Source organism: Micromonospora deserti, assembly GCF_003236335.1.
GTDB lineage: Bacteria > Actinomycetota > Actinomycetes > Mycobacteriales > Micromonosporaceae > Micromonospora > Micromonospora deserti.
Map to the genome: position 1 here is coordinate 1 of NZ_POUB01000080.1, position 22000 is coordinate 22000.

At 74.7% G+C, this 22000-nt stretch carries 24 protein-coding genes; 4 read left to right on the forward strand and 20 right to left on the reverse strand.

The genetic code is table 11. The annotated features are described in order from the left end of the window. The first annotated feature begins 27 nt into the window (after positions 1-27). Entirely contained in the window at positions 28-471 is a 444-nt protein-coding gene (locus tag C1I99_RS13910) for an MmcQ/YjbR family DNA-binding protein (protein WP_111134633.1), read from the forward strand. A gap of 77 nt (positions 472-548) precedes the next feature. Here the strand turns inward: C1I99_RS13910 and C1I99_RS13915 are convergent, their stop codons facing one another. After that, positions 549-1019 carry an SLOG cluster 4 domain-containing protein gene (locus C1I99_RS13915; protein ID WP_158554056.1) on the reverse strand — a complete coding sequence of 157 codons (471 nt, stop codon included), beginning with the start codon at positions 1017-1019 and terminating at the stop codon, positions 549-551. 359 nt (positions 1020-1378) lie between these two features. On the opposite strand from C1I99_RS13915, the gene C1I99_RS13925 reads away from it, so the two are divergent. Together C1I99_RS13925 and C1I99_RS13930 are read left to right on the forward strand one after the other, a co-directional pair. After that, positions 1379-2350 (forward strand): sialidase family protein, encoded by a 972-nt coding sequence (locus C1I99_RS13925; RefSeq protein WP_111134635.1) that lies wholly within the window; start codon positions 1379-1381, stop codon positions 2348-2350. 10 nt (positions 2351-2360) lie between these two features. After that, positions 2361-3056, forward strand: coding sequence for an SGNH/GDSL hydrolase family protein (locus tag C1I99_RS13930; RefSeq protein ID WP_111134654.1), 696 nt, complete (start codon positions 2361-2363; stop codon positions 3054-3056). A 50-nt stretch (positions 3057-3106) separates the two neighbouring features. Here the strand turns inward: C1I99_RS13930 and C1I99_RS13935 are convergent, their stop codons facing one another. The 12 genes from C1I99_RS13935 to C1I99_RS13990 form a co-directional block, all read right to left on the reverse strand. Then, positions 3107-4483, reverse strand: a complete 1377-nt coding sequence (locus C1I99_RS13935; RefSeq protein ID WP_111134636.1) for an ATP-grasp domain-containing protein — start codon at positions 4481-4483, stop codon at positions 3107-3109. Next, positions 4484-5455 carry an alpha-ketoacid dehydrogenase subunit beta gene (locus C1I99_RS13940; protein WP_111134637.1) on the reverse strand — a complete coding sequence of 324 codons (972 nt, stop codon included), beginning with the start codon at positions 5453-5455 and terminating at the stop codon, positions 4484-4486. 1 nt (position 5456) lies between these two features. Next, the gene (locus tag C1I99_RS13945; RefSeq protein WP_111134638.1) at positions 5457-6428 is read right to left on the reverse strand and encodes a thiamine pyrophosphate-dependent dehydrogenase E1 component subunit alpha; all 972 of its coding nucleotides are present in this window, start codon (positions 6426-6428) and stop codon (positions 5457-5459) included. Then, the gene (locus tag C1I99_RS13950; RefSeq protein ID WP_111134639.1) at positions 6425-7222 is read right to left on the reverse strand and encodes a DUF3050 domain-containing protein; all 798 of its coding nucleotides are present in this window, start codon (positions 7220-7222) and stop codon (positions 6425-6427) included. The genes C1I99_RS13945 and C1I99_RS13950 overlap by 4 nt, the downstream gene beginning before the upstream one ends. A gap of 1 nt (position 7223) precedes the next feature. Beyond that, positions 7224-8153, reverse strand: a complete 930-nt coding sequence (locus C1I99_RS13955) for a phytanoyl-CoA dioxygenase family protein (protein ID WP_111134640.1) — start codon at positions 8151-8153, stop codon at positions 7224-7226. After that, the gene (gene hppD, locus C1I99_RS13960) at positions 8150-9241 is read right to left on the reverse strand and encodes a 4-hydroxyphenylpyruvate dioxygenase (RefSeq protein ID WP_111134641.1); all 1092 of its coding nucleotides are present in this window, start codon (positions 9239-9241) and stop codon (positions 8150-8152) included. Before hppD ends, C1I99_RS13955 begins: the two co-directional genes overlap by 4 nt. Positions 9242-9306: 65 nt before the next feature. Continuing rightward, entirely contained in the window at positions 9307-10545 is a 1239-nt protein-coding gene (locus C1I99_RS13965) for a beta-ketoacyl-[acyl-carrier-protein] synthase family protein (RefSeq protein WP_111134642.1), read from the reverse strand. Beyond that, positions 10542-12158 (reverse strand): class I adenylate-forming enzyme family protein, encoded by a 1617-nt coding sequence (locus C1I99_RS13970; protein WP_111134643.1) that lies wholly within the window; start codon positions 12156-12158, stop codon positions 10542-10544. Before C1I99_RS13970 ends, C1I99_RS13965 begins: the two co-directional genes overlap by 4 nt. Continuing rightward, positions 12100-12645 carry a beta-ketoacyl synthase chain length factor gene (locus tag C1I99_RS13975; protein WP_111134655.1) on the reverse strand — a complete coding sequence of 182 codons (546 nt, stop codon included), beginning with the start codon at positions 12643-12645 and terminating at the stop codon, positions 12100-12102. Before C1I99_RS13975 ends, C1I99_RS13970 begins: the two co-directional genes overlap by 59 nt. Before the next feature lie 5 nt (positions 12646-12650). Beyond that, positions 12651-13733: a beta-ketoacyl synthase N-terminal-like domain-containing protein gene (locus C1I99_RS13980; RefSeq protein ID WP_111134644.1), complete on the reverse strand. Its 1083-nt coding sequence runs from the start codon at positions 13731-13733 to the stop codon at positions 12651-12653. Further along, a complete protein-coding gene (locus C1I99_RS13985) occupies positions 13726-13971 on the reverse strand; it encodes an acyl carrier protein (RefSeq protein WP_111134645.1) in 246 nt (81 codons plus the stop codon). The genes C1I99_RS13980 and C1I99_RS13985 overlap by 8 nt, the downstream gene beginning before the upstream one ends. Beyond that, the gene (locus tag C1I99_RS13990; RefSeq protein ID WP_111134646.1) at positions 13971-14237 is read right to left on the reverse strand and encodes an acyl carrier protein; all 267 of its coding nucleotides are present in this window, start codon (positions 14235-14237) and stop codon (positions 13971-13973) included. The genes C1I99_RS13985 and C1I99_RS13990 overlap by 1 nt, the downstream gene beginning before the upstream one ends. A 15-nt stretch (positions 14238-14252) precedes the next feature. Between C1I99_RS13990 and C1I99_RS13995 the strand changes: the two genes are divergently transcribed. After that, the gene (locus C1I99_RS13995) at positions 14253-14951 is read left to right on the forward strand and encodes a 4'-phosphopantetheinyl transferase family protein (protein WP_111134647.1); all 699 of its coding nucleotides are present in this window, start codon (positions 14253-14255) and stop codon (positions 14949-14951) included. On the opposite strand, the gene C1I99_RS14000 is transcribed toward C1I99_RS13995, so the two are convergent. The 7 genes from C1I99_RS14000 to C1I99_RS14030 all read right to left on the reverse strand — a co-directional run. Beyond that, positions 14879-16273, reverse strand: coding sequence for a class I adenylate-forming enzyme family protein (locus tag C1I99_RS14000; RefSeq protein ID WP_111134656.1), 1395 nt, complete (start codon positions 16271-16273; stop codon positions 14879-14881). The genes C1I99_RS13995 and C1I99_RS14000 overlap by 73 nt on opposite strands. 853 nt (positions 16274-17126) lie before the next feature. Then, positions 17127-17444: an antibiotic biosynthesis monooxygenase family protein gene (locus C1I99_RS14005; RefSeq protein ID WP_111134648.1), complete on the reverse strand. Its 318-nt coding sequence runs from the start codon at positions 17442-17444 to the stop codon at positions 17127-17129. After that, positions 17441-18685 (reverse strand): beta-ketoacyl synthase N-terminal-like domain-containing protein, encoded by a 1245-nt coding sequence (locus C1I99_RS14010; RefSeq protein WP_111134649.1) that lies wholly within the window; start codon positions 18683-18685, stop codon positions 17441-17443. The genes C1I99_RS14005 and C1I99_RS14010 overlap by 4 nt, the downstream gene beginning before the upstream one ends. After that, positions 18682-19956, reverse strand: coding sequence for a beta-ketoacyl-[acyl-carrier-protein] synthase family protein (locus C1I99_RS14015; RefSeq protein WP_111134650.1), 1275 nt, complete (start codon positions 19954-19956; stop codon positions 18682-18684). Before C1I99_RS14015 ends, C1I99_RS14010 begins: the two co-directional genes overlap by 4 nt. Beyond that, positions 19953-20357: a cupin domain-containing protein gene (locus C1I99_RS14020; protein WP_111134651.1), complete on the reverse strand. Its 405-nt coding sequence runs from the start codon at positions 20355-20357 to the stop codon at positions 19953-19955. Before C1I99_RS14020 ends, C1I99_RS14015 begins: the two co-directional genes overlap by 4 nt. Continuing rightward, complete coding sequence (locus tag C1I99_RS14025) at positions 20350-21111, reverse strand: SRPBCC family protein (RefSeq protein ID WP_111134652.1); 762 nt, start codon at positions 21109-21111, stop codon at positions 20350-20352. The genes C1I99_RS14020 and C1I99_RS14025 overlap by 8 nt, the downstream gene beginning before the upstream one ends. Then, on the reverse strand, positions 21108-22000 hold an 893-nt coding region (locus tag C1I99_RS14030; protein ID WP_499877947.1), incomplete at its 5' end, for an ATP-binding protein. The genes C1I99_RS14030 and C1I99_RS14025, both read right to left, overlap by 4 nt.

Sequence of the window (22000 nt, forward strand, 5' to 3'; positions counted from 1 at the left end):
GTGCGCGGGAGCGCGTAGGGTCGGGGGGTGGCCAGTTGGGATGAGGTGCGGCGGATCGCGCTGGGGCTGCCGGAGACGAGCGAGGAACCCTCCTATCAGGGGCTGCCGGCGTGGAAGGTGCGGGGCAAGGCGTTCGTCTGGGAGCGGCCGCTGCGCCGGGCCGACCTCGACGCGCTCGGCACGGCGGCGCCCGACGGCCCGGTCCTCGGCGCGCAGGTGCCGGACGTCGGCGCGAAGGAGGCGCTGCTCGCCGACGACCCGACGGTCTACTTCACCACCCCGCACTTCGACGGCTACCCGGCGGTGCTGGTCCGGCTCGACCGGATCAGCACCGAGGAGCTGACCGAACTCGTGGTCGAGGCGTGGTACGCCCGCGCGCCGAAGCGTCTCGCCGCCAGCTACCGGGCCGGGCAGTCGCCCATCGGAGGCTCGCGGCCGATGGTCTCGAAGACCCGCCGACCGGTATCCTGACCGGCGCGTCACCGGCGGCCGGACCGGTCAGGCATGACCCCCGCGACGTTGACCCGCGGGGGTACCGCCCGGCGAGGTCAGGCCGGCAGGGCCGCGCGGACGGCCTCTTCGGCGGTGGCGGCCGGCACCGGACCGGTGACCGGGGCGCCGTCGGCGTCGAGGACCCGCCAACCCCCGAGCAGCACCACCGGGACAGCGCCGCGCCGCATCGCCAGGGCCACCTCGCTGAGGGTTCCCCAGGAGCCGCCGATCGCGATGACCGCGTCGGCGCTCCACACCAGGATCGCGTTGCGGGCCTGCCCCATGTTGGTGACCACCGTGGCCGAGACATCGGCGGCCGGGCCGGGGTCGCTGCCGTCGTCGGGGCGTACGCCGATGACCAGACCGCCGCGGGAGCGGGCGCCCGCGGCCGCCGCGGCCATCACCCCGCCGCCACCGCCGCAGAGCACCGTCGCCCCGCGCTCGGCGAGCAGTTCCCCCACCCGGCGGGCGTGCGCGGTCTCCCGCTCCGTCGCGACCGCCGGCCCGCAGACCGCCACCTGCACCATGCCGTCATGATGCCGGGACGCGCCGTGGCTCCCGGCGGGACCACCGGGGAACCACGAAGGGGTGCCTCAACACCGAGACGCGGTACTTGCTGAGCGCCTCCGTCACCGGCTGGAAGAAGGTGGTGCCCGCTGGTGCGGCAGGGGCCGCTGCCGCCGGAGGTGAGGCCGAGCGTGGTGCTGCCGGCCGCCGAGGTGACGGCCCGCGGCGAGCTTGTTCGCCCGCCGTTCGTCCGGCCGCCGCCCGCACGTCGACCGGGCCGCCTAGCGTCGACGCAGGCCGCCGGCCAGCCGGTCACCCCGTTCGTGCCGGGCAGCGGGGACGCGATCGATGACGCCCGGCCCGCCCGAGGAGGCCGCTGATGACGCCGGCACCGACCAGCCGCCCGGCGGCCGCCGAGGTCACGGCGGTACGCCGGATCGGTGACAGCGCACCGCACAGCGCCTTCACCGACCTGGTCCGGCACCGCGACGGTTGGTTCTGCGCCTTCCGGGAGGGCGCGTCGCATGTCTCCGGCGACGGGGTGATCCGGTTGCTCAGCTCCGCCGACGGTCGCTCGTGGACCTCCGCCGCGGTGCTCGCCCGACCCGCGACCGACCTGCGTGACCCGCGTTTCGTGGCCCGGCCGGACGGCCGGCTGCAACTGCTCGCCGCGGCGGTCACCGGAGCGGCGCCGAAGGAGTTCCGGACGGTCACCTGGCTCTCCGACGACGGGCACCGCTGGGGCGAGCCCACCCCGGTCGGCGAGCCGGGCATCTGGGTCTGGCAGGCAACCTGGCACGCCGGCGCGATGTACGGGGTCGGCTACGCCACCCGGGAGCCGCGGTTCGTCCGGCTCTACCGCAGCGCCGACGGCGTCGACCTGCACCCGGTGGTGGAGACGCTCTTCCTCGGCGGGTACCCGAACGAGTCGGGGCTGGTCTTCGACCCGGACGGGACCGCCACCTGCCTGCTGCGCCGGGACCGGGATGCGGCCACCGCCCAGCTCGGCCGGGCCCGCCCGCCCTACCGGGAGTGGCGCTGGACCGACCTCGGCGTACGGGTCGGCGGCCCGGCTCTGCTCCGGCTCCCCGACGGCCGGCTGGTCGCCGGCGTACGCCGGCACGACGGCGGCGTACGCACGGCGGTCTGCGCGGTCGACCCCGAGCCGGGCCGGCTCACCGAGCTGGTGGCGCTGCCCTCCGGCGGTGACTGCAGCTACCCGGGCCTGGTCTGGCACGACGAGCGGCTGTGGGTCAGCTACTACTCCTCCCACGAGGGGCGCACCTGCGTGTACCTGGCCGAGGTGGCCCTGCCGGAACAGCCGCTGGCCGGGGTGCGCGGCGTCGGCTAGCGTGCCGGGCATGGCATCGAGGCTCACCGAATCGACGGATCCGTGGTGCCTGCGCGCCGGGGAGAGCGCGGAGCTGCTGCACGACCATCCGTGGCGCCGCTTCGTGGTGCTCGGCGACAGCGTGGCCGAAGGGCTGTGCGAGCCGGTCGACGGCTACCCCGACGTGCAGTGGGCCGACCGGATCGCCGCGGAGCTGCGCGCCGTCCGGCCCGACCTGGCGTACCTGAACCTGGGGCGGCGGGGGTTGCGGGCGCACGAGGTGCGCGCCACCCAGCTGGCCCCGGCGCTGGCGTTCCGCCCGGACCTGGCGCTGGTGGTGTGCGGCGGCAACGACGCGTTCCGGCCGGCGTACGACGCCGAGGCGGTGGACGCCGAGCTGACCGCGATGATCAGCGCGTTGCGGGCGGCCGGGGCGGACGTGATCACCGTGGGCATGTTCGACGTCTCGCACAGCCCGGCGGTGCCCGAGCCGCTGCGCGCCGGCATCGGCGAGCGGATGCGCCGGCTCTCCGCGCACACCGGCGCCCTCGCCGAACGCCTCGGCACCCTGCACGTCCAGCTCACCGACCACCCGCTCACCGCCGACGCGTCGATCTACAGCAGCGACGGCCGGCACGGCAGCGCTCGCAGCGACGCCATCGCCACCGCCGAAACCCTCCGCCGCCTCGCCGCCCACCTCACGGCGACCCGGCAGCACCTGGGTTGATCACCAAGTGCCGGCACGAGCCGCCGGGGAGCGTGACGCACACTCCTTGATCACCGGGCGGTCGGGGGCGGGTCGACGACGAGGAGGCCGGAGAGCAGGACACCGCGGGCCAGGTTGAGCACCCCGTCGCAGCCGGGGAAGCCGGTGCGGATGCAGGCGCCGGCCGGCCGACGGCCGAACAGGTAGGGGGCGATGCTGTACGGCACGTCCGCGCTGACCGTCTCGCCGCTCTCGATGTGCACGAAGTCCAGCGGCACGCTGTCGGCGGGCACGTACCGCTGGAGGATGAAGCCGCCCCGCTCGGCGGCCCGCCGCACCCCGTCCCGCCAGCCGTCCGCGTCCAGCTCCCGGCCGATCAGCACGTCCACCCCGGCCGAGCCGTCGGCCGGCTTGGCGACCAGGTCGCGCTGCTCGGCGACCGCCCGCTCCAACAGCCCGGCGGTGAGCACCCAGGTACGCGGCACGTACCGCTGGACCAGGTCCCGGTCCGCCGCCGGCAGCCCGTCGACGTCGTCCCAGAGCCAGGCGAAGACCGTCTTGTTGGCCAGCAGCCAGGCCGCCGCCGACACCCACATCGGCACCGCGCCCGCCGCCAGCGCGGCCTCCAGGGCGTCGACCCCGGCGCTCGGGGTGACCCGGTTCGGCACGAAGAGCCGGAACACCCCGTCGACCGGCGCGCCCCGGGCGACCAGCCGCCCCCGCCCGTCCCGGGTCAGGTCGGCCACCGGCGCGATGACCAGGTCCATGCCGAAGGCGGCGGCCCGCTCGACCACCGGGGAGAGCACCGCGAAGAAGCGTTCCGGGTCGTCCAGCCCGGGGTACTCGGCGTCGAAGTCGATCAGCATGGCCACCCGGGCGCCGTCGGGCAGTCCGAGCCCGGCCCGGACCGCGGCGAAGCGGCGGTCCACCGCCGATGGCGCCGGCTCCAGCCGGATCCGGTCGGTCAGTCCGTGCCGCCGGTAGACCTCGACGAAGCGGCGCACGGTGGTGTCCGCGTCGAACGCCCCACCGAGGCTGCTGTCGATGTTGTACTCCACGACCTGGGGTACCCCGCCGGAGAGCAGCACGTCCGGGCGGAACGCCGCGAGCAGCGCCCCGGTCAGCGGCTCGGCGTCGTCGAGCAGCCGGGTGTCGCCCTCGGCGACCCCGAGCAGCCGGCGCAGCTCCCCCGCCGTGCCGGCCCGCCGCCGGCACGCCTCGAAGATGAGCTGGGCGAGCCGGTCGCAGACGGCGTTGAGCACGCCGAGGGAGGTCTCGTCCATCACCGGCGGCCGGGCCAGCCGCCACTGCTTGTTGTACGTGGCCCGCCCGTCGAAGATCTCCCGCCAACTGGCCGCGCCGGCGGCCACCATGGCGGTGCGGATCGGCGCGGGCAGGTCGAGCCAGGCCCGCGCGGCGGAGGGCCAGCGGAAGTCTGCGTCGATCATCTATCCGTCCTTCATCACGTGGTGGATGGCGGCCAGCAACTGGTCCCGGCCGGGCTGCACGGCCCGGTCCAGGGCGGGCGCGAAGGGCAGCACCGCGCCGTCCGGGCGGGTGACCCGGCGCGGCGGTGCGACCAGCGGCACCCGTTCCACCACGGTCGCGATCACCTCCCCGGCGACGCCGCAGGAGCGGTTGGCGTCGTCGACGACCACCAGCCGCCCGGTGCGGGCCACCGACTCGACGAGCGAGTCCCAGTCGAACGGGTACAGCGTGCGCGGGTCGAACACCTCCACCGACACCTGGTCGGCCAGTTCCTCGGCGACCGCGAGCGCGTCGTGCACCAGATGCCCCACCGCGACCACGGTCACGTCGTCGCCGGGCCGGTGCACCCGGGCCCGACCCAGCGGCACCGGGACGAGCGCGGCGGCGTCCACGTCCTCCCGCACGTCCAGCGCCCCGGCCGGGGCGAAGAGCACCACCGGGTCGTCGCAGCGCACCGCGGAGACCAGCAGCCCGTACGCGTCGGCCGGGGTTGCCGGCACCACCGTGGTAACCCCGGCGTGCGCGAAGAGGCTGTACGGGTGGTCGGAGTGCTGGCCCGCCCAGCCTTTGCGGGACCCCGAGCCGGGCACCAGGTAGGTGACCGGCACCGCGCACTGCCCGCCGGTCATCAGCGGGAACTTGTGCGCGTGGTTGACGATCTGCTCGAAGACCAGGAAGAGCAGCGACGGGATCTGGAACTCGATCACCGGTCGCATCCCGGCCAGGGCCGCGCCGGTGGCGAAGCTGGTGAACGCCTGCTCCGACAGCGGGGTGTCGCGCACCCGCTCCGGCCCGAACCGTTTGACCAGGCCGGAGGTGACGTTCGCGGCGGCCACCCGGATGTCCTCGCCGAGCAGGAACACACGCTCGTCGCGGGCCAACTCGTCGGCGAGCGCCCGGGTCAGCGCGCGGCGGTAGGAGAGCCTGGGCATGTCAGCCACCTCCGGTGCGGGCGGTGAGCCCGCTCGCGTACAGGTACGCGAGGGCGTCGACCGGGTCGGGTTCGGGGCTGGCCAGGGCGAACTCGACCGCCGCGGTGAGGGTCGCCTCGACCTCGGCGTCCACCGCGACCCGCCGCGCGTCGGGCAGCCGCGCCCCCTGGATCGCCACCGGGTCCCGGGACCGACCCCGGGCCACCTCCTCCGGCGGGCGGTAGTCCAGGCGTACCGCGTGCTCGAAGGTGTGGTGGGCGTCGAACCGGTAGGTGCGCGCCTCGACCAGCTCGGGGCCGCCGCCGGCGCGCATCCGGGCGACGGCGGCTGCCGTGACCGCGTGGACCTCCTCCGGGTCCTGGCCGTCGACGACGGTGGCGGTCATGCCGAACGCCTCGGCCCGGCCGGGGATGCTGCCGGCCACCGCCGCGGCGACCGGCATGGTGGTGGCGTAGCCGTTGTTCTCGCAGACGAACAGCACCGGCACCCGCCAGAGCGCGGCGAGGTTGAACGCCTCCAGGAGCATCCCCTCGTTGACCGCGCCGTCGCCGAAGAAGCTCACCCCGACGGCGTCGGCGCCGAGGCGCCGCCGCGCCCAGACCGCCCCGGTGATGATCGCCCCGGACGCGCCGACGATGGCGTTGGCGCCGAGCACCCCGACGCCGAGGTCGGCGGCGTGCATCGAGCCGCCCCGGCCGGCGTTGAGGCCGGTGGCCCGGCCGCAGAGCTCGGCGAGCATCCGGGCCGGGTCGGCACCCTTGGCGAGCACGTGCCCGTGCCCGCGGTGGGTGCCGGCCACCACGTCGTCGGCGCGCAGTGCCGCGCACACTCCGGCGGCGATCCCCTCCTGACCGAGGTACGGGTGGATGCCGCCGACGATGTGCCCGGAGCGGACGAGCTCGATCGCCCGCTCCTCGAACCGGCGGATCAGCCGTACCGTCCGATAGAGCCGGACCGGGTCGGCGTCGGTCACCCTACGCGGCCCTCCTTGATCGCGACGAGGATGTCGTCCCAGAGCCGCGCCCGCGCGGCGAGCGCCGTGTTGACCGTGTCGGCGCACTCCTGCCACTTCACGTCGTCGTCGCCGCAGAGGTCGGCGAGCATCTGCATCGCCATCGGGGTGTGCTGCTCGCCGTCGACCTCGATGTGCCGTTCGAGGTAGTCGACGAACGTGTGCAGCCGCCGGCTGCGCTCGTTGACCGCGACGACCTGGGCGAACATGTCCGGGATCAGGTCCTCCCGGCCGAAGGCGAAGGCGGCCGCCTGGCAGTGCACCGGGGTGGCGTCGATGATCCGCCAGGTGGTGGCGGCGAACCGCGCCGACGGGGCCGGCACGCCGGCGGCGACCAGGGCGTCGGTCACCGCGGCGCCGTCGCGGAGCAGACCGATCAGCGTGTCCACTGCGGTGGTGTCGGCGCCGGCCTCCCGCATGCCCTGCACGTACAGCTCGAAGTGGCTGGTGTAGCCGTCGCCGAGCTCGTCGCTCTCCTCCACCATCACGATGTCGTTGATCAGCCGCCGGCTGCCGGTCGGGCCGGTGGGGATCCACGGCACGGTGACGCAGGTGAGCTGCCGCTGCAACGACGTGAGCAGGGACATGAAGTCCCAGACCGCGAAGACGTGGTGCTCCATGAAGGTGACCAGCGCCTCGTGGGTGTCCAGGTTGGCGTAGAGCGGGTGCTTGACCACCACGTCGCGGCGGTCGCTCACCGCCTGCTCCAGCCGCTCGATGCCCGGGTGCGTCCTACCCCAGTCGTACCGTGACATGTCAGCCTCCCTGCTGGGCGCGGTGGCGCCAGATGACCGGGCAGTATTCGGGGTCCGCGTAGTCCGGCCGCCCGTCGTGGGTGCGGCGGACCAGCACGTCGTGGTTGTACGAGGCGAGCGTGCCGTCGGAGAGCCGGAACTCCCGCCAGGCGTTGTCGCCGTCCTGCAGGTGCAGCGAGACCGCCTGTCGGGGACGGCCGCTGACGTTGGCGCCGCTGCCGTGGTAGGTGCGGCAGTGGTGGAAGCTCATGTGCCCTTTGGGGATCACCATCGGCACCTTGCGGATCTCGGCGCCGTTGTGGGCGGCGTTGCGGGCCAGCATCTGCTCCAGCTGGTCGCGGTCGCGCTCGGCGAAGTGCCGTACCACGGTGTCGTCGGCGCCCACCTCACGCCAGCGGTGCGAGCCGTCGACCATGGTGATGGTGCCCATCTCCTCGCCGCAGTCGTGGAACGGGATGAAGGCGGTGAGCATCTTCTCCGACGACGAGGACGCCCAGTAGTGCTTGTCGAAGTGCCAGGGCACGATGTTGGTGGGCTCGCCGGAGCGGGGCGGCTTGTGGATCAGCGTGGCCTGGAAGACACGGATCTCCTCGGCCCGCGCGAGCCGCGCGGCGACCGCGCCGATCAGCGGTTTGCGCAGGATCGCCCCGAGCCCGTCGTGCTCGTGGTGGACGTAGTCGTTGTGCCGCTGCACCGGGCCCTGCGCCGGTTCCCAGTAGGCGAGCTTCGGTGGGCGGACCGGCAGGCGGCGGTCCCGCTCACCGGCGTAGTAGCGCTCGGCGGCCGCGGCGAGGGCGTCCACCTCGGCGTCGGTGAGCAGCTTCTTCGACAGGTACCAGCCGTGCTCGGCGTAGAAGCGCACGTCGTCGTCGGAGGGCAGCAGCGCCTCCTCCTCGGCGGTCAGTGTCGGGTCGAACTCGGTCGTGGTCATGCCGTCACCCCCTGCGGTGCGGCCGCCGCGGCGGCCAGTTCCCGTTCCTTGGCCTCGTACAGCGCCTTGATGTTGCCGCTGCCGAAGGTCCGTGCCCCGCGCCGCTCGATCAGTTCCAGGAAGAGCGTCCGGCGCACGTGCATGGACTCGGTGAAGATTTGCAGCAGCTGCCCGCCGTGGTCGCGGTCGACCAGCACGCCGAGCTCGCGCAGCCGGTCCAGCGGGGCGTCCACCGGGCCGACCCGCGCTTCCAGCGCGTCGTAGTAGCTGCCCGGGGTGCCGGCGAAACGCACGCCCCGGCCGGCGAGGGCGCCGACCGCGGTGACGATGTCGTCGGTGCGCAGCCCGAGGTGCTGCACCCCGGCGCCGGCGTGCTGGTCGAGGAACGCGTCGATCTGCCCGGGCCGGTGCGTCGGGTCCGGCTCCAGCAGCACCAGCGTGACCCGCCCGGAGGCGCTCTGCACCACCTTGGAGTTCATCGCCTGCCCGGCGACCTCGATGTGTTCCTCGAAGATCTCCGCGAACCCGAACACCTCCCGGTAGTGCCGGACGGTCCCGTCGAGCTGCCCCGGCGGCACGCAGACCGCCAGGTGGTCGATCTCGCTGAGCAGCTTGTCGTCGAGGCCGCCGGCCGGTGGTGTCATCTCGACCGCGCCGGGCAGGAACTCGCGCCGGTCACCGCGCCGCTCGACCAGGCGGTGCCGCACGTCGCCGAAGCCGCCCACCTCGGCGGTCACCACCTCGGCGTCCGTGCCGGTGAAGGTCCGCGGCGGGGCCACCGCCGTCGCGCCCCGGGCCACCAGTTCGGCGTACGCCCCGGCGGCGTCGCCGACCTCCAGCGCGACCACGGCGATGCCGTCGCCGTGCCGCTGCACATACCGGGAGGCCGGATGCCCGGCGGTGAGCCCGGTGGTGAGCAGCATCCGGATGTCGGCCTGGCGCAGCAGCAGCGACCGCTGGTCGGTCAGCCCGGTCTCCGGGCCGCCCTGTCCGCATAGGTGGAGGCCGACTGCCCGGCCGAAGTAGAAGGCGGCCTGCCGGGCGTCCCCTACGTAGAGTTCGATGTGGTCTGTCCCACGAATGTCCATTTATCCAGCCCTTCCCACAGTGCCCCCGTGGTTGCCGTCCGGGCGCGTGCCGCCCGGAACGTCGGTCACCCCCGCGGCCGGCCGGCCCGCCCGAGCAGCAGGCTCACGTTCTGGCCGCCGAAGCCGAAGGAGTTGGTCAGCGCGTACTCCGTCTCCGTCGCCCGGGGCTCCTTGCGGATGTGGTCGGCCGGGCAGGCCGGATCCGGATCGTCGAGGTTGTGCGTCGGCGGGAGCAGCCCGCGGCCGAGCGCCAGCGCGGTGGCGGCGGCCTCCAGCACCCCGGAGGCGCCGAGCAGGTGGCCGGTAAGCGCCTTGGTGGAGCTGACCGGCACCCCGCCGGCGCCGAACACCGCCGTCAGCGCGGTGGTCTCGGCGATGTCGCCGAGCTTCGTGCCGGTGCCGTGCGCGTTGACGTAGCCGACCCGGGCCGCGGGCACTCCCCCACTGGCCAGCGCACGCCGCATGCATTCCGCCGCGCCGGTGCCGTCCGGGCGCGGGGCGGTCGGGTGGTACGCGTCGGTGGTCGCGCCGTACCCGGCGACCTCCGCGTAGCCGGTGGCGCCCCGGGCGGCGGCGTGCTCGGCGCGCTCCAGCACCAGCAGCGCCGCGCCCTCGGCGAGGACGAAGCCGTTGCGGCGGGTGTCGAACGGCCGGCTGGCCGCGGTCGGCTCGTCCCAGCCGCGGGCGAGGGCCCGGGCGTTGCCGAAGGTGTCGGCGAAGGTCGGGAAGAGCGGCGCCTCGCTCGCCCCGCAGAGCACCACGTCGGCCTCTCCGGCCCGGATCAGCCGGACCGCGTCGGCGACCGCCTGGGCACCGGAGGCGCAGGCGGTGCCGACCGACGAGCTGTAGCCGCGGAGGCCGTGGGCGATGGCGATCCGCGCCGACGGCATGTTCGGCAGGATCCCGGTGAGCAGGTACGGGCTCACCGCCGCGCGCCCGCGGGCGGCCCGGGCCAGCACCTGCGCCTCCAGGGTGGACATGCCGCCGACCCCGCCGACGATCACGCCGATCCGGCCCGGGTCGACGTCCCGGCCCACCTCGATGCCCGCGTCGGTGAGCGCGTCGGCGGCGGCCAGCAGGGCCAACACCACGATCCGGTCGAGCACCCGGGCCTCCGGGCCGGAGGCGACGTCGCGCGGGTCGATCTCGGGCAGCAGGCCGGCGACCTCCAGGCACCCGGCGGCCGGGTGCCCGGACGGCGGTCGGGTCAGCCCGGACCGGCCGGCGCAGAGCGCGTCGAAGGTCGCCTCGACGCCCCGCCCGACCGGGGTGAACAGGCCCATCCCGGTGATGACGGCGGTCACGACGGCGCCTCGCTGAGATAGCGCTCGCGCAGGGCGACCTTGCGGACCTTGCCGGTGACGGTGACCGGGATGTCGGCGGAGCGCACCGGCACCACCCGGCGCAGGGTGGCCCCGACGTCCGGGCCGAGCGCGGCGCGGACCCGCTCGGTGCGGTCCTCCGCCTCGTCGGCGCCGGCGGCGAGTTCCAGCAGCACGTCGGTGACCACCCCGTCGGGCTGCCGGACGATGACCACGGTGCAGTCGGTGACGTCGGGGCAGGCGGCGAGGACCCGCTCCTCGGACAGTGCGGTGTAGAACCGCCGGCCGTCACCGGCGTCGACGGAGTCGACGGCCCGGTCGAGGTGGTAGTAGCGCCCGTCGGCGTCGGCGTAGACCAGGTCTCCGGTGAGGTACCAGCCGCGCCGGCGGAACCGGTACGTGGTGACCGAGTCGTTCCAGTAGCCGCGGAACAGCGACGGCGAGTCGATGCCGAGCCAGCCCACCTCGCCGGTGGGCACCGGCTCGCCGTTCTCGTCGAGCACCGCGACCTTCGTGAACCGGTACGGCCGGCCGATGCAGCGGCCGTACCGGTCGGTGTCGGCGCGGTGGGTGATGTGGAACATCGAGTGCCCCATCTCGCTGGAGCCGAGCCCGTCGATGAAGACCGACCCGGGCACCTGGGTGATCCCGTCGCGGGTCATCACGTCTCGGGAGCCGACCGCGACCAGCCGGCGGACGTGCGGCTCGTGCGAGCAGTCGCCGGTGTTGAACCAGAGCCGCACCGAGTCCAGGTCGTACCCGGACAGGTCGAACCGGGCCAGCTCGGCCCAGGTGACGGAGAAGCCGAACACCCCGTCCGGGCGCCAGCGCTGGATCGCGTCGAGCACCCGGTCGCCGCCCTGCTCGGAGAGGAGGAACATCTCCGCCCGGTTGCCCAGCGCCTGGTTGACCATGAGGACGGTGGCGGTGTGCGGGGCGGGCAGCGCGTTGAGGATCCGGCTGGTGCCCTGCGCCTGCGGCATGGTGAGCAGGTGCCGGGTGGCGGCGAAGAGGCTGGCGTGCGAGTGCAGCACCGCCTTGGGCACGCCGGTGGTGCCGGAGGTGTGGGTGATCACGATCGGGTCGTCGGGATGATGCTGGTAGTGGGCGGGGGCGGCGGCCGGGTCACCCGTGCCGGCCTGTCCCGGGGTGCCGATCAGCGGCACGCCGACGTCGTACCCGGCCAGCAGCGCGCGGTGCGCGTCGTCGGCGAGCACCGCCACGCCGCGCAGCCGGCGGATGTACTCGGCGGCGATCTCCGGGCGCAGCTTGCCGTTCATCAGCGCCGGGATGGCGCCGAGCCGGGTGAGCGCGAGGTAGCTGAGCACCATGTCGGCCGCGGCGGTGGCCCAGACCGCGACCGGGTCGCGGGGCTTGACGCCGCGTTCGTGCAGCCAGGCCGCCCGGGCGGCCACCCGCTCGTCGAGCTGCGCCAGCGTCAGCGGGTGTTCGGCCGGGTGGCCGTCGACGGGCGTGTCGAAGGTGAGCCCGGGCCCGTCCGGGTCGGCTCCGTGCGCCAGCACCCGGGCCAGCACGTTACCGGCGCCGATCCGCTCGTCGGCGGCGAGCCGGCCACGCAGTCCCCTGGTCCTCATGTGTCTCCTCCCCCAGCAGCACCGCGACGGCTGTCTCCGCACCGCCGTCGTCAGGTGCGTCGTCGATCAGGACCAGCAACGCCCGGTCGGCGTCGCCGTCGTGCAGCAGCAGTTCGGCCTCGGCGAGCCCGGCGGCACGCGGGTCGCCGGTCGGCGCGAGGCAGACCACCGGCCCGCCCAGGCCCCAGCGGGCGGCGACGTGCCCGGCCACGCTGTTCGGCACCGACTGGAAGAAGAACAGCGGCCCTGGCCGCCCCCCGGCGGCGACCGTGGCGCGCACGTGTGCCGCGCTGGCCCGGTCGCCGGCGGCGCTGACCAGCACGACCGCGATCCGCGCGCCGTCCGGCGCGGGCCGCTGGCCGTACGCCCGCCGCAGGCAGCGCTCCGCGGCGGCCGCGACGAGCGGGTGGAACGCCGAGTGCACGAATCCGGGCAGCGGCGGCGGCGGGCCGTCGCCCCGCTCCGGCCAGGCCGCCTCGGCCAGCACCCCGTTCACGCCGCACCCACCAGCAGGGCGGTGTTGGCGCCGCCGAAGGCGGCGTTGAGGCTGAGCGCGTACCGGGTGGTGGCCGGTCGGGGCGCGTCGCGGATGACGTCGAGCGGGCACTGCGGGTCGGGGCCGAGCCAGCCGGCGTTGACCGGCAGCTTCCCGTGCCGCAGCGCGAGCACGGTGACCACCAGTTCGAGCAGGCCGGAGGCTTCCAGGGCGTGCCCGTGCAGGGCCTTGGTGGAGCTGACCGGGGTGTGCGCGGCCGCCGGGCCCAGCGCCGCGCGCAGCGCCGCCGCCTCGGCCGCGTCGCTGTGCCCGGTGCCGGTGGCGTTGGCGTTGACGTACCCGACCGCCTCCGGCGGCAGCTCGGCCCGGCGCAGCGCGGCGGCCACCGCGCGGGCCAGGCCGTGCCCGGTCGGATCCGGTCGGCAGGGATGGTAGGCGTCGCCGGTGCGGGCCCAGCCGAGCAGGGCGGCGACCGGTCGCCGGGCCACGGCGGCGGATTCCAGCACCACCGCCGCCACCCCGTCGCCGAGCAGCAGCCCGGTGCGGCCGGCGCTGAACGGGCGTACCGCCGCGTCGGTGGCGAGGGCGCGGCCGGCGTCGAAGAGCGCGTACTGGTCGGGCTCGACCAGGTAGCCGGCGGCGACCACGGCCCGGTCCAGGTCCCCGCGGCGGATCAGCGCGGCGGCGTCGGCGACGGCGCTGCTCGCCGAGACGCAGGCAGTGGTGTACGCCCGGGTCGGACCGCCCAGCCCGGCCCGGGTGGCCAGGCCGGCGGCCAGGGCCGGCACGCCCGGCCCGCCCTGCACGGCCAGCAGCAGGGCACTCTCCCGGCGCTGGCCGGTGGAAAGTGCGGCGTCCCGGCAGGCCGCGTCGATGGCCTCGGCCAGTTCATTCCCGAGTGCGCCGGCGTCGGGCAGGGTGGCGGCGGCGTCGACCCGGCGGGCGCCGGTGTCGAAGCGGCTCACCGGCCGGAACGCCGGCACCCCGGCGAGCACGCCGGCGAGCTGCGCCCCGGTTCCCCTGCCGAGGGCGCTGATCGTGTGGACACCGGTGAGCTGGACGGGCCCCCGCTCAGCCATCGGCGGTGACGGTCAGGGCGGTCCGGAAGACCGCCAGGGCGTCATCGACGGTACGGATGCCGGCGAGCTGGTCGTCGCTGAGGTCGAGCCGGCGCTCGTGGCGCTGCTCGACGAGGTGGACCAGCCAGGCCAGCTCCATCGAGCCGATCCGGTCGGGCACCTCGGTGGCCGGTTTACCGGTGAGCTCGGCGAGCATGGTCACCAGGTCAGCTCGCCCCAGGTCGGGCTGACCGGCCATCAGGAGTTGTCGCTGGTCGCCCCGGCGACCCGCTCGGCGACCATGGTGGTGAACTCGCCGACCGTCATCAGGGCCAGCTTCTCCGACTCGTCGTCGGCGAACTTCAGGCCGTACCGGTCCTCGACCCGTACCGCGAGGTCGGCGAGGGCCAGCGACTCCAGGTCCACTCCGGAGGGACCGAGCGTGGTGTCGTCGTCGATGTCCTCGACGTCGTAGTTCATATCGGTGAGCTGCTCGATGACGAAGGCGCGGACCTCGGCTTGCATGGTTAACCTCTCTCCGTGAGCCAGCTACCGGCGCCCGATCGGGACACCGTGTACGTGTGGGTGGGCCGTACCGCCGGCGATCGGCCGGAGGCGGCCCGGCGGCTGCTGCGGCGGGCGGGTGCCACGCTGCTCGGCCACGCGGAGGAACGGGTCGTGGTCGGCCACCGATCGGACGGTCGTCCAGTGGTGCGCGTGCCCGGCCGGGGCGGTGGGCAGATCGAGCTGCCGGTCAGCCTCAGCCGGTCCGGCGCCGTGCTGGTGGTCGCCGCCCGGCCGGGCGGGCCGGTCGGCGTCGACGTGGAACGGCTCCGCCCGCTGCCCGCGCTGCCGTTGGCACTCCGCTGGTTCGACCCGGCCGAGGCGGCCTGGCTGGCCGGCCGGCCCGGCGACGGCCGGGCGGCGGACTTCCTGCGGCTCTGGACGGCGAAGGAGGCCGTCGGCAAGGCGCTCGGCGTGGGGCTGCGCGGCGGCGGGCTGCGCCGGGCGGTGCCGGTGCCAGGGATGCCCGGTGCGCCGCTGCGGCCGGTGCCCGGTCTCGCCGGCCTGCGGGTCGGGCACCCCGGCGCGGGCGAGGATCTCGTGCTGGCCGTGGCGGTCGTCGATGACAGCGAGGTCGCGGTCGAGGTGATGCAGGGGGCCGGTCACCGCACCGCCGCCGTCCGCAGCGCCTCGACCGAGCGGACCAGCTTGCCGGTGGTGGTCCGGGGCAGCTGATCGAGCAGGTGCAGGGTGCGGGGCCGCTTGTAGCCGGCCAGCCGCTCGGCGAGCAGCTTGTCGAGCACCTCCGCCGACAGCGGTCCGTCGGGTTGCACGTAGGCGGTGATGCCGGTGTCCCAGACCACCACCGCGGCGGCCACCCCGGGCAGTTCGGCGACGGTTGTCTCCACCTCCGTGAGATCGACCTTCAGGCCGCCGACGGAGACCTGCGAGTCGAGCCGGCCGCGGACCGTGACCAGGCCGGTGTCCGGGTCGACCGTGCCGGCGTCGCGGGTGTGCAGCCAGCCGTCGGCCCAGCGGGTGGGGTCGCTGAGCCCGACGTACGGCGACGCCGGGCAGCTGACCTGGAGCTCGCCGTCGACCTCGCGGACCTCGATGCCGGGCGCCGGGGCGATCGACGGGCGGTGCCGCCCGTACAGGTCGGTGCCGATCACCCCGACCTCGGTCATCCCGTACATGTTGCCCAGGGGCACGCCGAACCGGTCGGTGAAGGCCCGGGCGACGGCGACCGGGACCAGCTCCCCGCCGGTGGTCATCCGCTTGAACTGCGGCAGCGGGCCGTCGAGGCGGGTGAAGGCGAGCAGTCCGATGTGGAACGGGACGCCGAGCACGGTGGCAGGGCTGTCGGCGGCGGCGATCGCGGCGAGCACGGCGTCGCCGCTGAGCCGTTCCGGTGGGACCAGTTCCACCCCGGCGTGCAGGCCGTAGAGCAGCCCGCCGACCAGCCCGAGCACGTGCACCATCGAGGGCAGCAGCACGATCCGTTCGCCGGGTAGGGCCACCCCGTCGATGCGGGTGTAGCGGTGCACCTCGGCGACCAGGTCCGCGGCGGTGCGCCCGATCACCTTGGACGGCCCGGTGGAGCCGGAACTGAGCTGGATCACCGCGTGCCCGCTGACCGCGGGGCGGTCGGTGTACGGGGTGACGCCCTCGGTCACGTCCAGGAAGATCCGCAGGGCGCCGCCACCGGTACGCACCGGCGCGACCACCACCTGCGGGGTGAGTCGGTGCAGCGCCCGGCTCACCTCGTGATCGGTCAGCCGGTGGTCGAGCAGGATCGCCTGTGCCCCGGTGCGCCAGGTGGCCAGCAGGTTCACCACGTACGCCAGCGACGGCGGCATCCGCAGCGCGGCCGCGCCGCCGGGGCGGAGCCCGGCGGTGGCGAGGCGGGTCTGCGCGGCGGTCACCAGCCGGCGCAGCGCGGCCCGGTCCACCGGCTCGGGCAGGCGCAGACAAATGTCGGTCGGGCGGCCGGCGAGCAGCACATCGTCAACCCATCCCGGGTCTGTCGCCGTAGGACTTCCGGTCGCCCGGTCCATGACCACTGCCATTCACCGCCCAGCATAAAAGCGGGCAAAAATGCCCATCAGGTGCGCCTTACGGGGTGCTGCGGGGAACCCTACGACAGCCGTCAGAATCATTACTAGATGCAAATGGCTAGATCAGATCGAGCGGCTGGCCGGATTGCCCACAGCCGCTTCGGCGGGCAGTATCGGGCGCGTACGCCGGCTGAGGGTAACCGCCGGATGACCCATCGTGCGTACGGCGTTCAGCGTCCGCCGGACGGCCGATGGCGTTCATGAGCCGGACCGTCCACGTCGGTCAGGCGGTGCCGGCGGCGCGCTCAGGCGGGGGGAGGCTGCCCGCACCGTCGGCTCAGGTACGCCGGTCGGGCCTCCGGTTTAAGGTGGAAGGTCCGTCCTGTGCCTGTCGAGCTGCCCCGTCGGTGCGCCCACGCGGAGCGCGCCTGATCGGCGCAACCGCGGCGCACGTCGAGGTCAGCACCCACGGGTACCCGCGGCCCGCGCGACGGCGGCCCGCACGCCGGCACCACCACCCACGGAAACACCCGACCCGCACGATGCTGGCCCCGGGCGTAGGTCGGGCACCGCCGGTGCTCGCGCGGGGCGCCGGGGCGGGAAGTAGCCGATGGTGACCAGGATGGTGACCGCGGTGAGCAGGTTGACAGTCCAGGTCCTGGGAAGGCCGGGCCGCCGGGGCAGGCGGGCGCCGGACGGCACCGGTGCCCGGTGGACGCATGAACGGGGCAGCTCGACAGCGGCACTCAGCTCTCGGTGAGCTCGCGATACGCCGCACGACAGTGCCGCGTACGGCCGCGAGCCCGCGGAGCGGGCCGACCCGGCGGAGCACCCTTCGGCAGCCCGCGGGGAATCAGGCCGGGCTGGGGGTCTGGGCGTGGATGAGGAAGCGCAGCGACCGGGCGTCGGTGAAGCACTCCCGCATCGGCCGGACCAGCTCCCGGTGCTCGGGGCTGCGTTCCCAGCTCTCGAAGTCGGCCAGGCTCGCCCACTCGCTGGTGATCAGCCACTGCTCCGGGTCGGCGGACGAGCGGCACACCTGGTCGACCAGGTGCCCCGGCACCCCGTCGGCGACCAGGTGGCGCACCGCCTCGTACGCGGCCAGGAAGTCCGTCGTCCGCTCCGCCGGCACCCGCACCAGGAAGACCACCCGGGCCCGCTGCTCGGTCATCGCGTCACTCCCCTCGTCGGTGCCGCCCCGCGCAGCACCAGCGCGCTGTTGAAACCGTCGAAACCGCGGGCGCAGACCAGGGCCACCCGGCTGCGCGGGCGGCGGTGCCCCCGCAGGAAGTCAAGGTCACAACCGTCGGCCACGTCGTCCGGGGCGGCGGTGGCGGGCAGCGTGTCGTGGTGGAAGGCCAGCAGCGCGGTCGCCACGTCCAGCGCCGCGCCGCCCTGGTGCGCCCGCCCGGTCAGCGGCTTCTGCGTGGTGACCGGCGGCGGGCGCTCGCCGAACACGGCGCGCAGCGCCACGGCCTCGCTGCGGTCGTAACGCGGCACGCCGAGAGCGTCGGGCAGCACCACGTCGACCGCGTCCGGGCCGACGCCGGCCCGGTCCAGCGCCAGCCGCATCGCACGGGCGTACTGCCCGGGGTCGCCCGCGGCGTCCGGTCCGGTGTGGACGGCGTCGTGGGTGGCGCCCCACCCGGTCACCTCGCCGTACACCCGGGCGCCCCGGGACAGCGCGTGCCCCAGCTCCTCCACCACGAAGACCGCGCCCCCCTCCGCGGGCAGGTAGCCGCTCGCGGCGGCGTCGAACGGCCGGTAGGCCCGCGCCGGGTCGGCCACGTCGCTGAGCAGGCCGGAGCGGAGCTGGCAGGCCAGGGCGTACGGGCTGAGCGGGCATTCGGTCGCCCCGGCGACCACCACCGGCGTGCCCCGGCGCACCACGCGGACGGCGTGCGCCAGGCTGTCCAGCCCGCCGGCGGCCTCGGCGACCAGTACCCCGCACGGCCCCTTGAACTGGTGGTGGATGGAGAGCTGGCCGACGCTGGCCGCGTAGAACCAGGCGATCGACTGGTACGCCCCGACGGTGCGGGTCGGCCCGCCCCAGAGCCGTTGCAGCTCCCGCTGGCCGAACAGGTTCCCCCCGGACGAGCTGGCCAGGGTGACCGCGTAGCCGTACGGGTCGGTGGCCCGCTCGGGCAGCCCGGCGTCGGCCAGCGCCAGGCGGGTGGCGGCGAACCCGAGGTGCGTCCAGCGGTCGGTCTGCACCAGCTGGCGGTTGTCGGCGTACGCGGCGGCGTCGAAGTCCGGCACCTCCCCGCCGTGCCGCGTCGGGTAGCCGGTCGGGTCGAACAGTGTGATCGGCCCGGTCCGGCGGGCGCCGGCCAGCACCGTCCGCCAGTGGGCGTCGACGCCGACACCGCTCGGGGCGACCACCCCGATCCCGGTCACCACCGCCCGGGTCATGCCGGCACCGCTCCGGACAGCCGGCGGAACACCATCGCCGACTGGAACCCACCGAAGCCGCTGCCGACCGAGAGGGCCACGTCGACCGGGAGTTCCCGGGCCTCGTTCGGTACGTAGTCCAGGTCGCACTCCGGGTCCCGGGTGGCCCAGTTGGCGGTCGGCGGCACCACGCCGAACTCGATGGCCAGGGCGCAGGCGGCCATCTCGATCGAACCGATCGCACCGAGCGAGTGCCCCACCATCGACTTGATCGAGCTGATCGGCACCCGGTACGCGGCCGGGCCGAGCGCCCGCTTGAAGGCGGCGGTCTCGTGCCGGTCGTTCTGCCGGGTGCCGGAGCCGTGGGCGCTGATGTAGGAGACCTGTTCGGGAGCGAGGCGGGCCTGCCGCAGCGCGTCGGAGATGGCCAGCCCCATCTCCAGCCCGTCCGGCCGCAGCCCGGTCATGTGGTAGCCGTTGCTGCGGCTGCCGTACCCGGCCACCTCGCAGTAGACGTGCGCGCCGCGCCGGCGGGCGTGGCCGGCCTCCTCCAGCACCAGCACCGCGGCGCCCTCGGCGAGAACGAAGCCGTGCCGGTCGGCGTCGAACGGGCGGGAGGCGTGCTCCGGATCGTCGTTGTCGGGGCTGGTCGCCTTGATCGCGTCGAAGGAGGCGACGGTGACCGGGGAGATCGGCGAGTCGGCGGCGCCGGCCAACACGACGTCCGCCTCGCCGTCGGCGATCAGCTGGTGGGCGTAGCCGATGGCGTCGATGCCGGAGGTGCACCCGGTGGAGACGACCTGGGCCGGGCCGTGCAGCCCGTGCCGGCACGCCACGTCGGCGGCCAGGCTGCTGGGCACCAACGCCTGGTACAGGTACCGGCCACCGCGCGCGGCGTCGACCAGCCACCGGCGGCCGGTGTCGCTGACCGTCACGTACTGCTGCTCCAGTGCCATGGTGCCACCGACCGCGGTGCCGAGGACCACCCCGGCCCGGTCCCGCTCGGCGTCGGTGAGGTCCAGGCCGGCGTCGGCGACCGCCTCGGCGGAGCAGGCGAGGGCGAACTGCACGTACCGGTCGGCGCGCCGCCGCTCGGCCGCGGTGAGCCCGGCGGCGACCGGGTCGAAGTCGCACTCGGCGGCGATCTGCGACCGGAACTGTGACGGGTCGAAGAAGCTGATCCGCCGGGTGGCCGTCCGCCCCTCGGTGATCGCCTTCCAGAACCGGTCCCGGCTGGCGCCGCCCGGGGCGACCACCCCGACGCCGGTGACCACCGTGCGGCGCCCGGTCACGACCCGCCCCGCTGCTCGATCAGCTCGGTGTCGACGTGGCCCAGCTCCGGCCGGGGCGCCAGCGGTCCGAGGTGGAACACCACCTCCGCCGGCTCGTCACCGGTGTTGCGCAGCCGGTGCCGGACGTTGACCGGGACGAAGAGGGCCTCGCCGGCGGCGAGGGGCACCGGTCGATCGTCGAGGTCGACGGTGATCGCGCCCCGGGCCACGTAGAGAAACTCCTCGCTGTAGGGGTGGTAGTGCTCGGCGATCCGCTCCCCCGGGCGCAGCGCCGCCACCCCCATGAACCCGGAGGTGCTGCCGACGGTCCGCGGGCCGAGCAGCACCCGCAGCTCTCCACCGCGGCGCCGGTCCGGCGGCACGTCGACGGCGGCGACCTGCCGCAGCGCCCGCTCACTCATCGCCGGCTCCCGTCGCCTCGCCGCACCCGGCGGCAGCCGGGCCGCGGGCGGCGGCGCCGTCGCGGGCCAGCCGTTCGATCCGTTCCTTGATGACGGCCAGCTGCACCGCGCTGTTGGCGTTGATCCGCTCGGTCATGCCGGCGTTGTCCACCGGCGCGGTCGGCTTCATCGCGAAGTCCTGCACCCAGGTCATCCGGGTGCCGCCGGGCTCCTCGGCGTAACGCCAGTGGATGCGCATGTACTCGAACGGCCCGGTCTCCACCCGCTGCGCGCGGACCTGCCGGGTGGCCGGGTCCGCGGTGCGCTCGCTGACCCAGCTCCAGGCGATGCCGTTCTCGTCGGGGTGCATGGTGAGCCGGAACCGCACCGTGTCGCCGTCGCGGTGCAGGATCTCCACCCGGGCGTACTCGGTGAACAGCTCGGTCCAGCGGGCCACGTCGTTGGTGACGTCCCAGACCAGCGGCAGCGGCGCGGCGATGAGGACGCTGTTTTCGGTGTGCCCCGGCCCGGCGGTGCGCCGGGCGACCAGTTCGGCCACGGCGGGGATGCTCAGCTGGCCGGTCTGCTCGGGAATCTGCACCTGCCAGCGGTCGGCGACCACGGCGGAGAGCTCCAGCAGGGCCAGCGAATCCATGCCGAGCTCCTCCAGGGACGCGGCCGGCGCGCGGGCGGCGGCGTCGGCGTCGAGCCCGCAGTGCGCCACCAGGATGTCGGTGATCTCGGCGGCCAGCGGCCGGCCATGGGTGACGGTCATCGGATCCTCCTGTGGTGTGCGTCGGCAGGGGCGTCGAGCAGCTGGTCGACCAGACCGGTGGAGTAACGCCCCTTGCGGAAGCCGGCGTCGTCGAGCACCCGCCGGACGAACGGGATGGTGGTGCGGATGCCGGGACCGGCGATGTCGAACTCGTCGAGGGCGCGTTCCAGCCGGTTCAGCGCCAACTCCCGGTCCGGCGCCCAGACCACCACCTTTGCCAGCAGCGAGTCGTAGTACGGCCCGACCAGATAGCCGGCGTGGCCGTGGGTGTCGACCCGGGTGAACGGGCCACCGGGCGGGACGAAGCGGTCCAGCCGGCCGGGGGTCGGCGCGAAGTCGCGGTCCGGGTCCTCCACGTTGACCCGGCACTCGATCGCGACGCCCTGCGGTCGGATGTCCTCCTGCCGCCAGCGCAGCGGCACCCCGGCGGCGATGTGCAGCTGCTCGTGCACCAGGTCGATCCCCGTGATCATCTCGGTGACCGGGTGTTCCACCTGGATCCGGCAGTTGATCTCCAGGAAGTGGAACCCTTCGTCGGCGTCCACGAGGAACTCGACCGTGCCGGCACCGGTGAAGCCGACGTCGAGAGCACCGCGCAGGGCGCACTCGGCGATGGCCTCCAGGGTGCCGGCGGACAGCGCCGGCGCGGGCGCCTCCTCGACCAGCTTCTGATGCCGCCGCTGCACCGAGCAGTCCCGGGTGCCCAGGTGCACGCCGTTGCCGTGGGCGTCGCAGAGCACCTGCACCTCGACGTGGCGGGCGCCGGTGAGATACCGCTCGACGTACACCCGGTCGTCGCCGAAGGCGGCCTGCGCGGCGGCCCGGGTCCGGGCGTACGCCCGGGACAGCTCGGCCGGGGCCCGCCACGTCGAGGTGCAGGTGCTCTGCG

What these genes read in the sequence shown, in the direction of transcription:
- C1I99_RS14000 (WP_111134656.1), bottom strand. Translation starts at nt 16,273, where the DNA reads ATGGACCGGGCGACCGGAAGTCCTACGGCGACAGACCCGGGATGGGTT.
- C1I99_RS14005 (WP_111134648.1), bottom strand. Translation starts at nt 17,444, where the DNA reads ATGACCGAGCAGCGGGCCCGGGTGGTCTTCCTGGTGCGGGTGCCGGCG.
- C1I99_RS13985 (WP_111134645.1), bottom strand. Translation starts at nt 13,971, where the DNA reads ATGGCCGGTCAGCCCGACCTGGGGCGAGCTGACCTGGTGACCATGCTC.
- C1I99_RS13980 (WP_111134644.1), bottom strand. Translation starts at nt 13,733, where the DNA reads ATGGCTGAGCGGGGGCCCGTCCAGCTCACCGGTGTCCACACGATCAGC.
- C1I99_RS13940 (WP_111134637.1), bottom strand. Translation starts at nt 5,455, where the DNA reads ATGCCCAGGCTCTCCTACCGCCGCGCGCTGACCCGGGCGCTCGCCGAC.
- hppD (WP_111134641.1), bottom strand. Translation starts at nt 9,241, where the DNA reads ATGGACATTCGTGGGACAGACCACATCGAACTCTACGTAGGGGACGCC.
- C1I99_RS13935 (WP_111134636.1), bottom strand. Translation starts at nt 4,483, where the DNA reads ATGATCGACGCAGACTTCCGCTGGCCCTCCGCCGCGCGGGCCTGGCTC.
- C1I99_RS13915 (WP_158554056.1), bottom strand. Translation starts at nt 1,019, where the DNA reads ATGGTGCAGGTGGCGGTCTGCGGGCCGGCGGTCGCGACGGAGCGGGAG.
- C1I99_RS13955 (WP_111134640.1), bottom strand. Translation starts at nt 8,153, where the DNA reads ATGACCACGACCGAGTTCGACCCGACACTGACCGCCGAGGAGGAGGCG.
- C1I99_RS13925 (WP_111134635.1), top strand. Translation starts at nt 1,379, where the DNA reads ATGACGCCGGCACCGACCAGCCGCCCGGCGGCCGCCGAGGTCACGGCG.
- C1I99_RS13970 (WP_111134643.1), bottom strand. Translation starts at nt 12,158, where the DNA reads ATGAGGACCAGGGGACTGCGTGGCCGGCTCGCCGCCGACGAGCGGATC.
- C1I99_RS13990 (WP_111134646.1), bottom strand. Translation starts at nt 14,237, where the DNA reads ATGCAAGCCGAGGTCCGCGCCTTCGTCATCGAGCAGCTCACCGATATG.
- C1I99_RS13930 (WP_111134654.1), top strand. Translation starts at nt 2,361, where the DNA reads ATGGCATCGAGGCTCACCGAATCGACGGATCCGTGGTGCCTGCGCGCC.
- C1I99_RS14010 (WP_111134649.1), bottom strand. Translation starts at nt 18,685, where the DNA reads ATGACCCGGGCGGTGGTGACCGGGATCGGGGTGGTCGCCCCGAGCGGT.
- C1I99_RS14020 (WP_111134651.1), bottom strand. Translation starts at nt 20,357, where the DNA reads ATGAGTGAGCGGGCGCTGCGGCAGGTCGCCGCCGTCGACGTGCCGCCG.
- C1I99_RS13950 (WP_111134639.1), bottom strand. Translation starts at nt 7,222, where the DNA reads ATGTCACGGTACGACTGGGGTAGGACGCACCCGGGCATCGAGCGGCTG.
- C1I99_RS14025 (WP_111134652.1), bottom strand. Translation starts at nt 21,111, where the DNA reads ATGACCGTCACCCATGGCCGGCCGCTGGCCGCCGAGATCACCGACATC.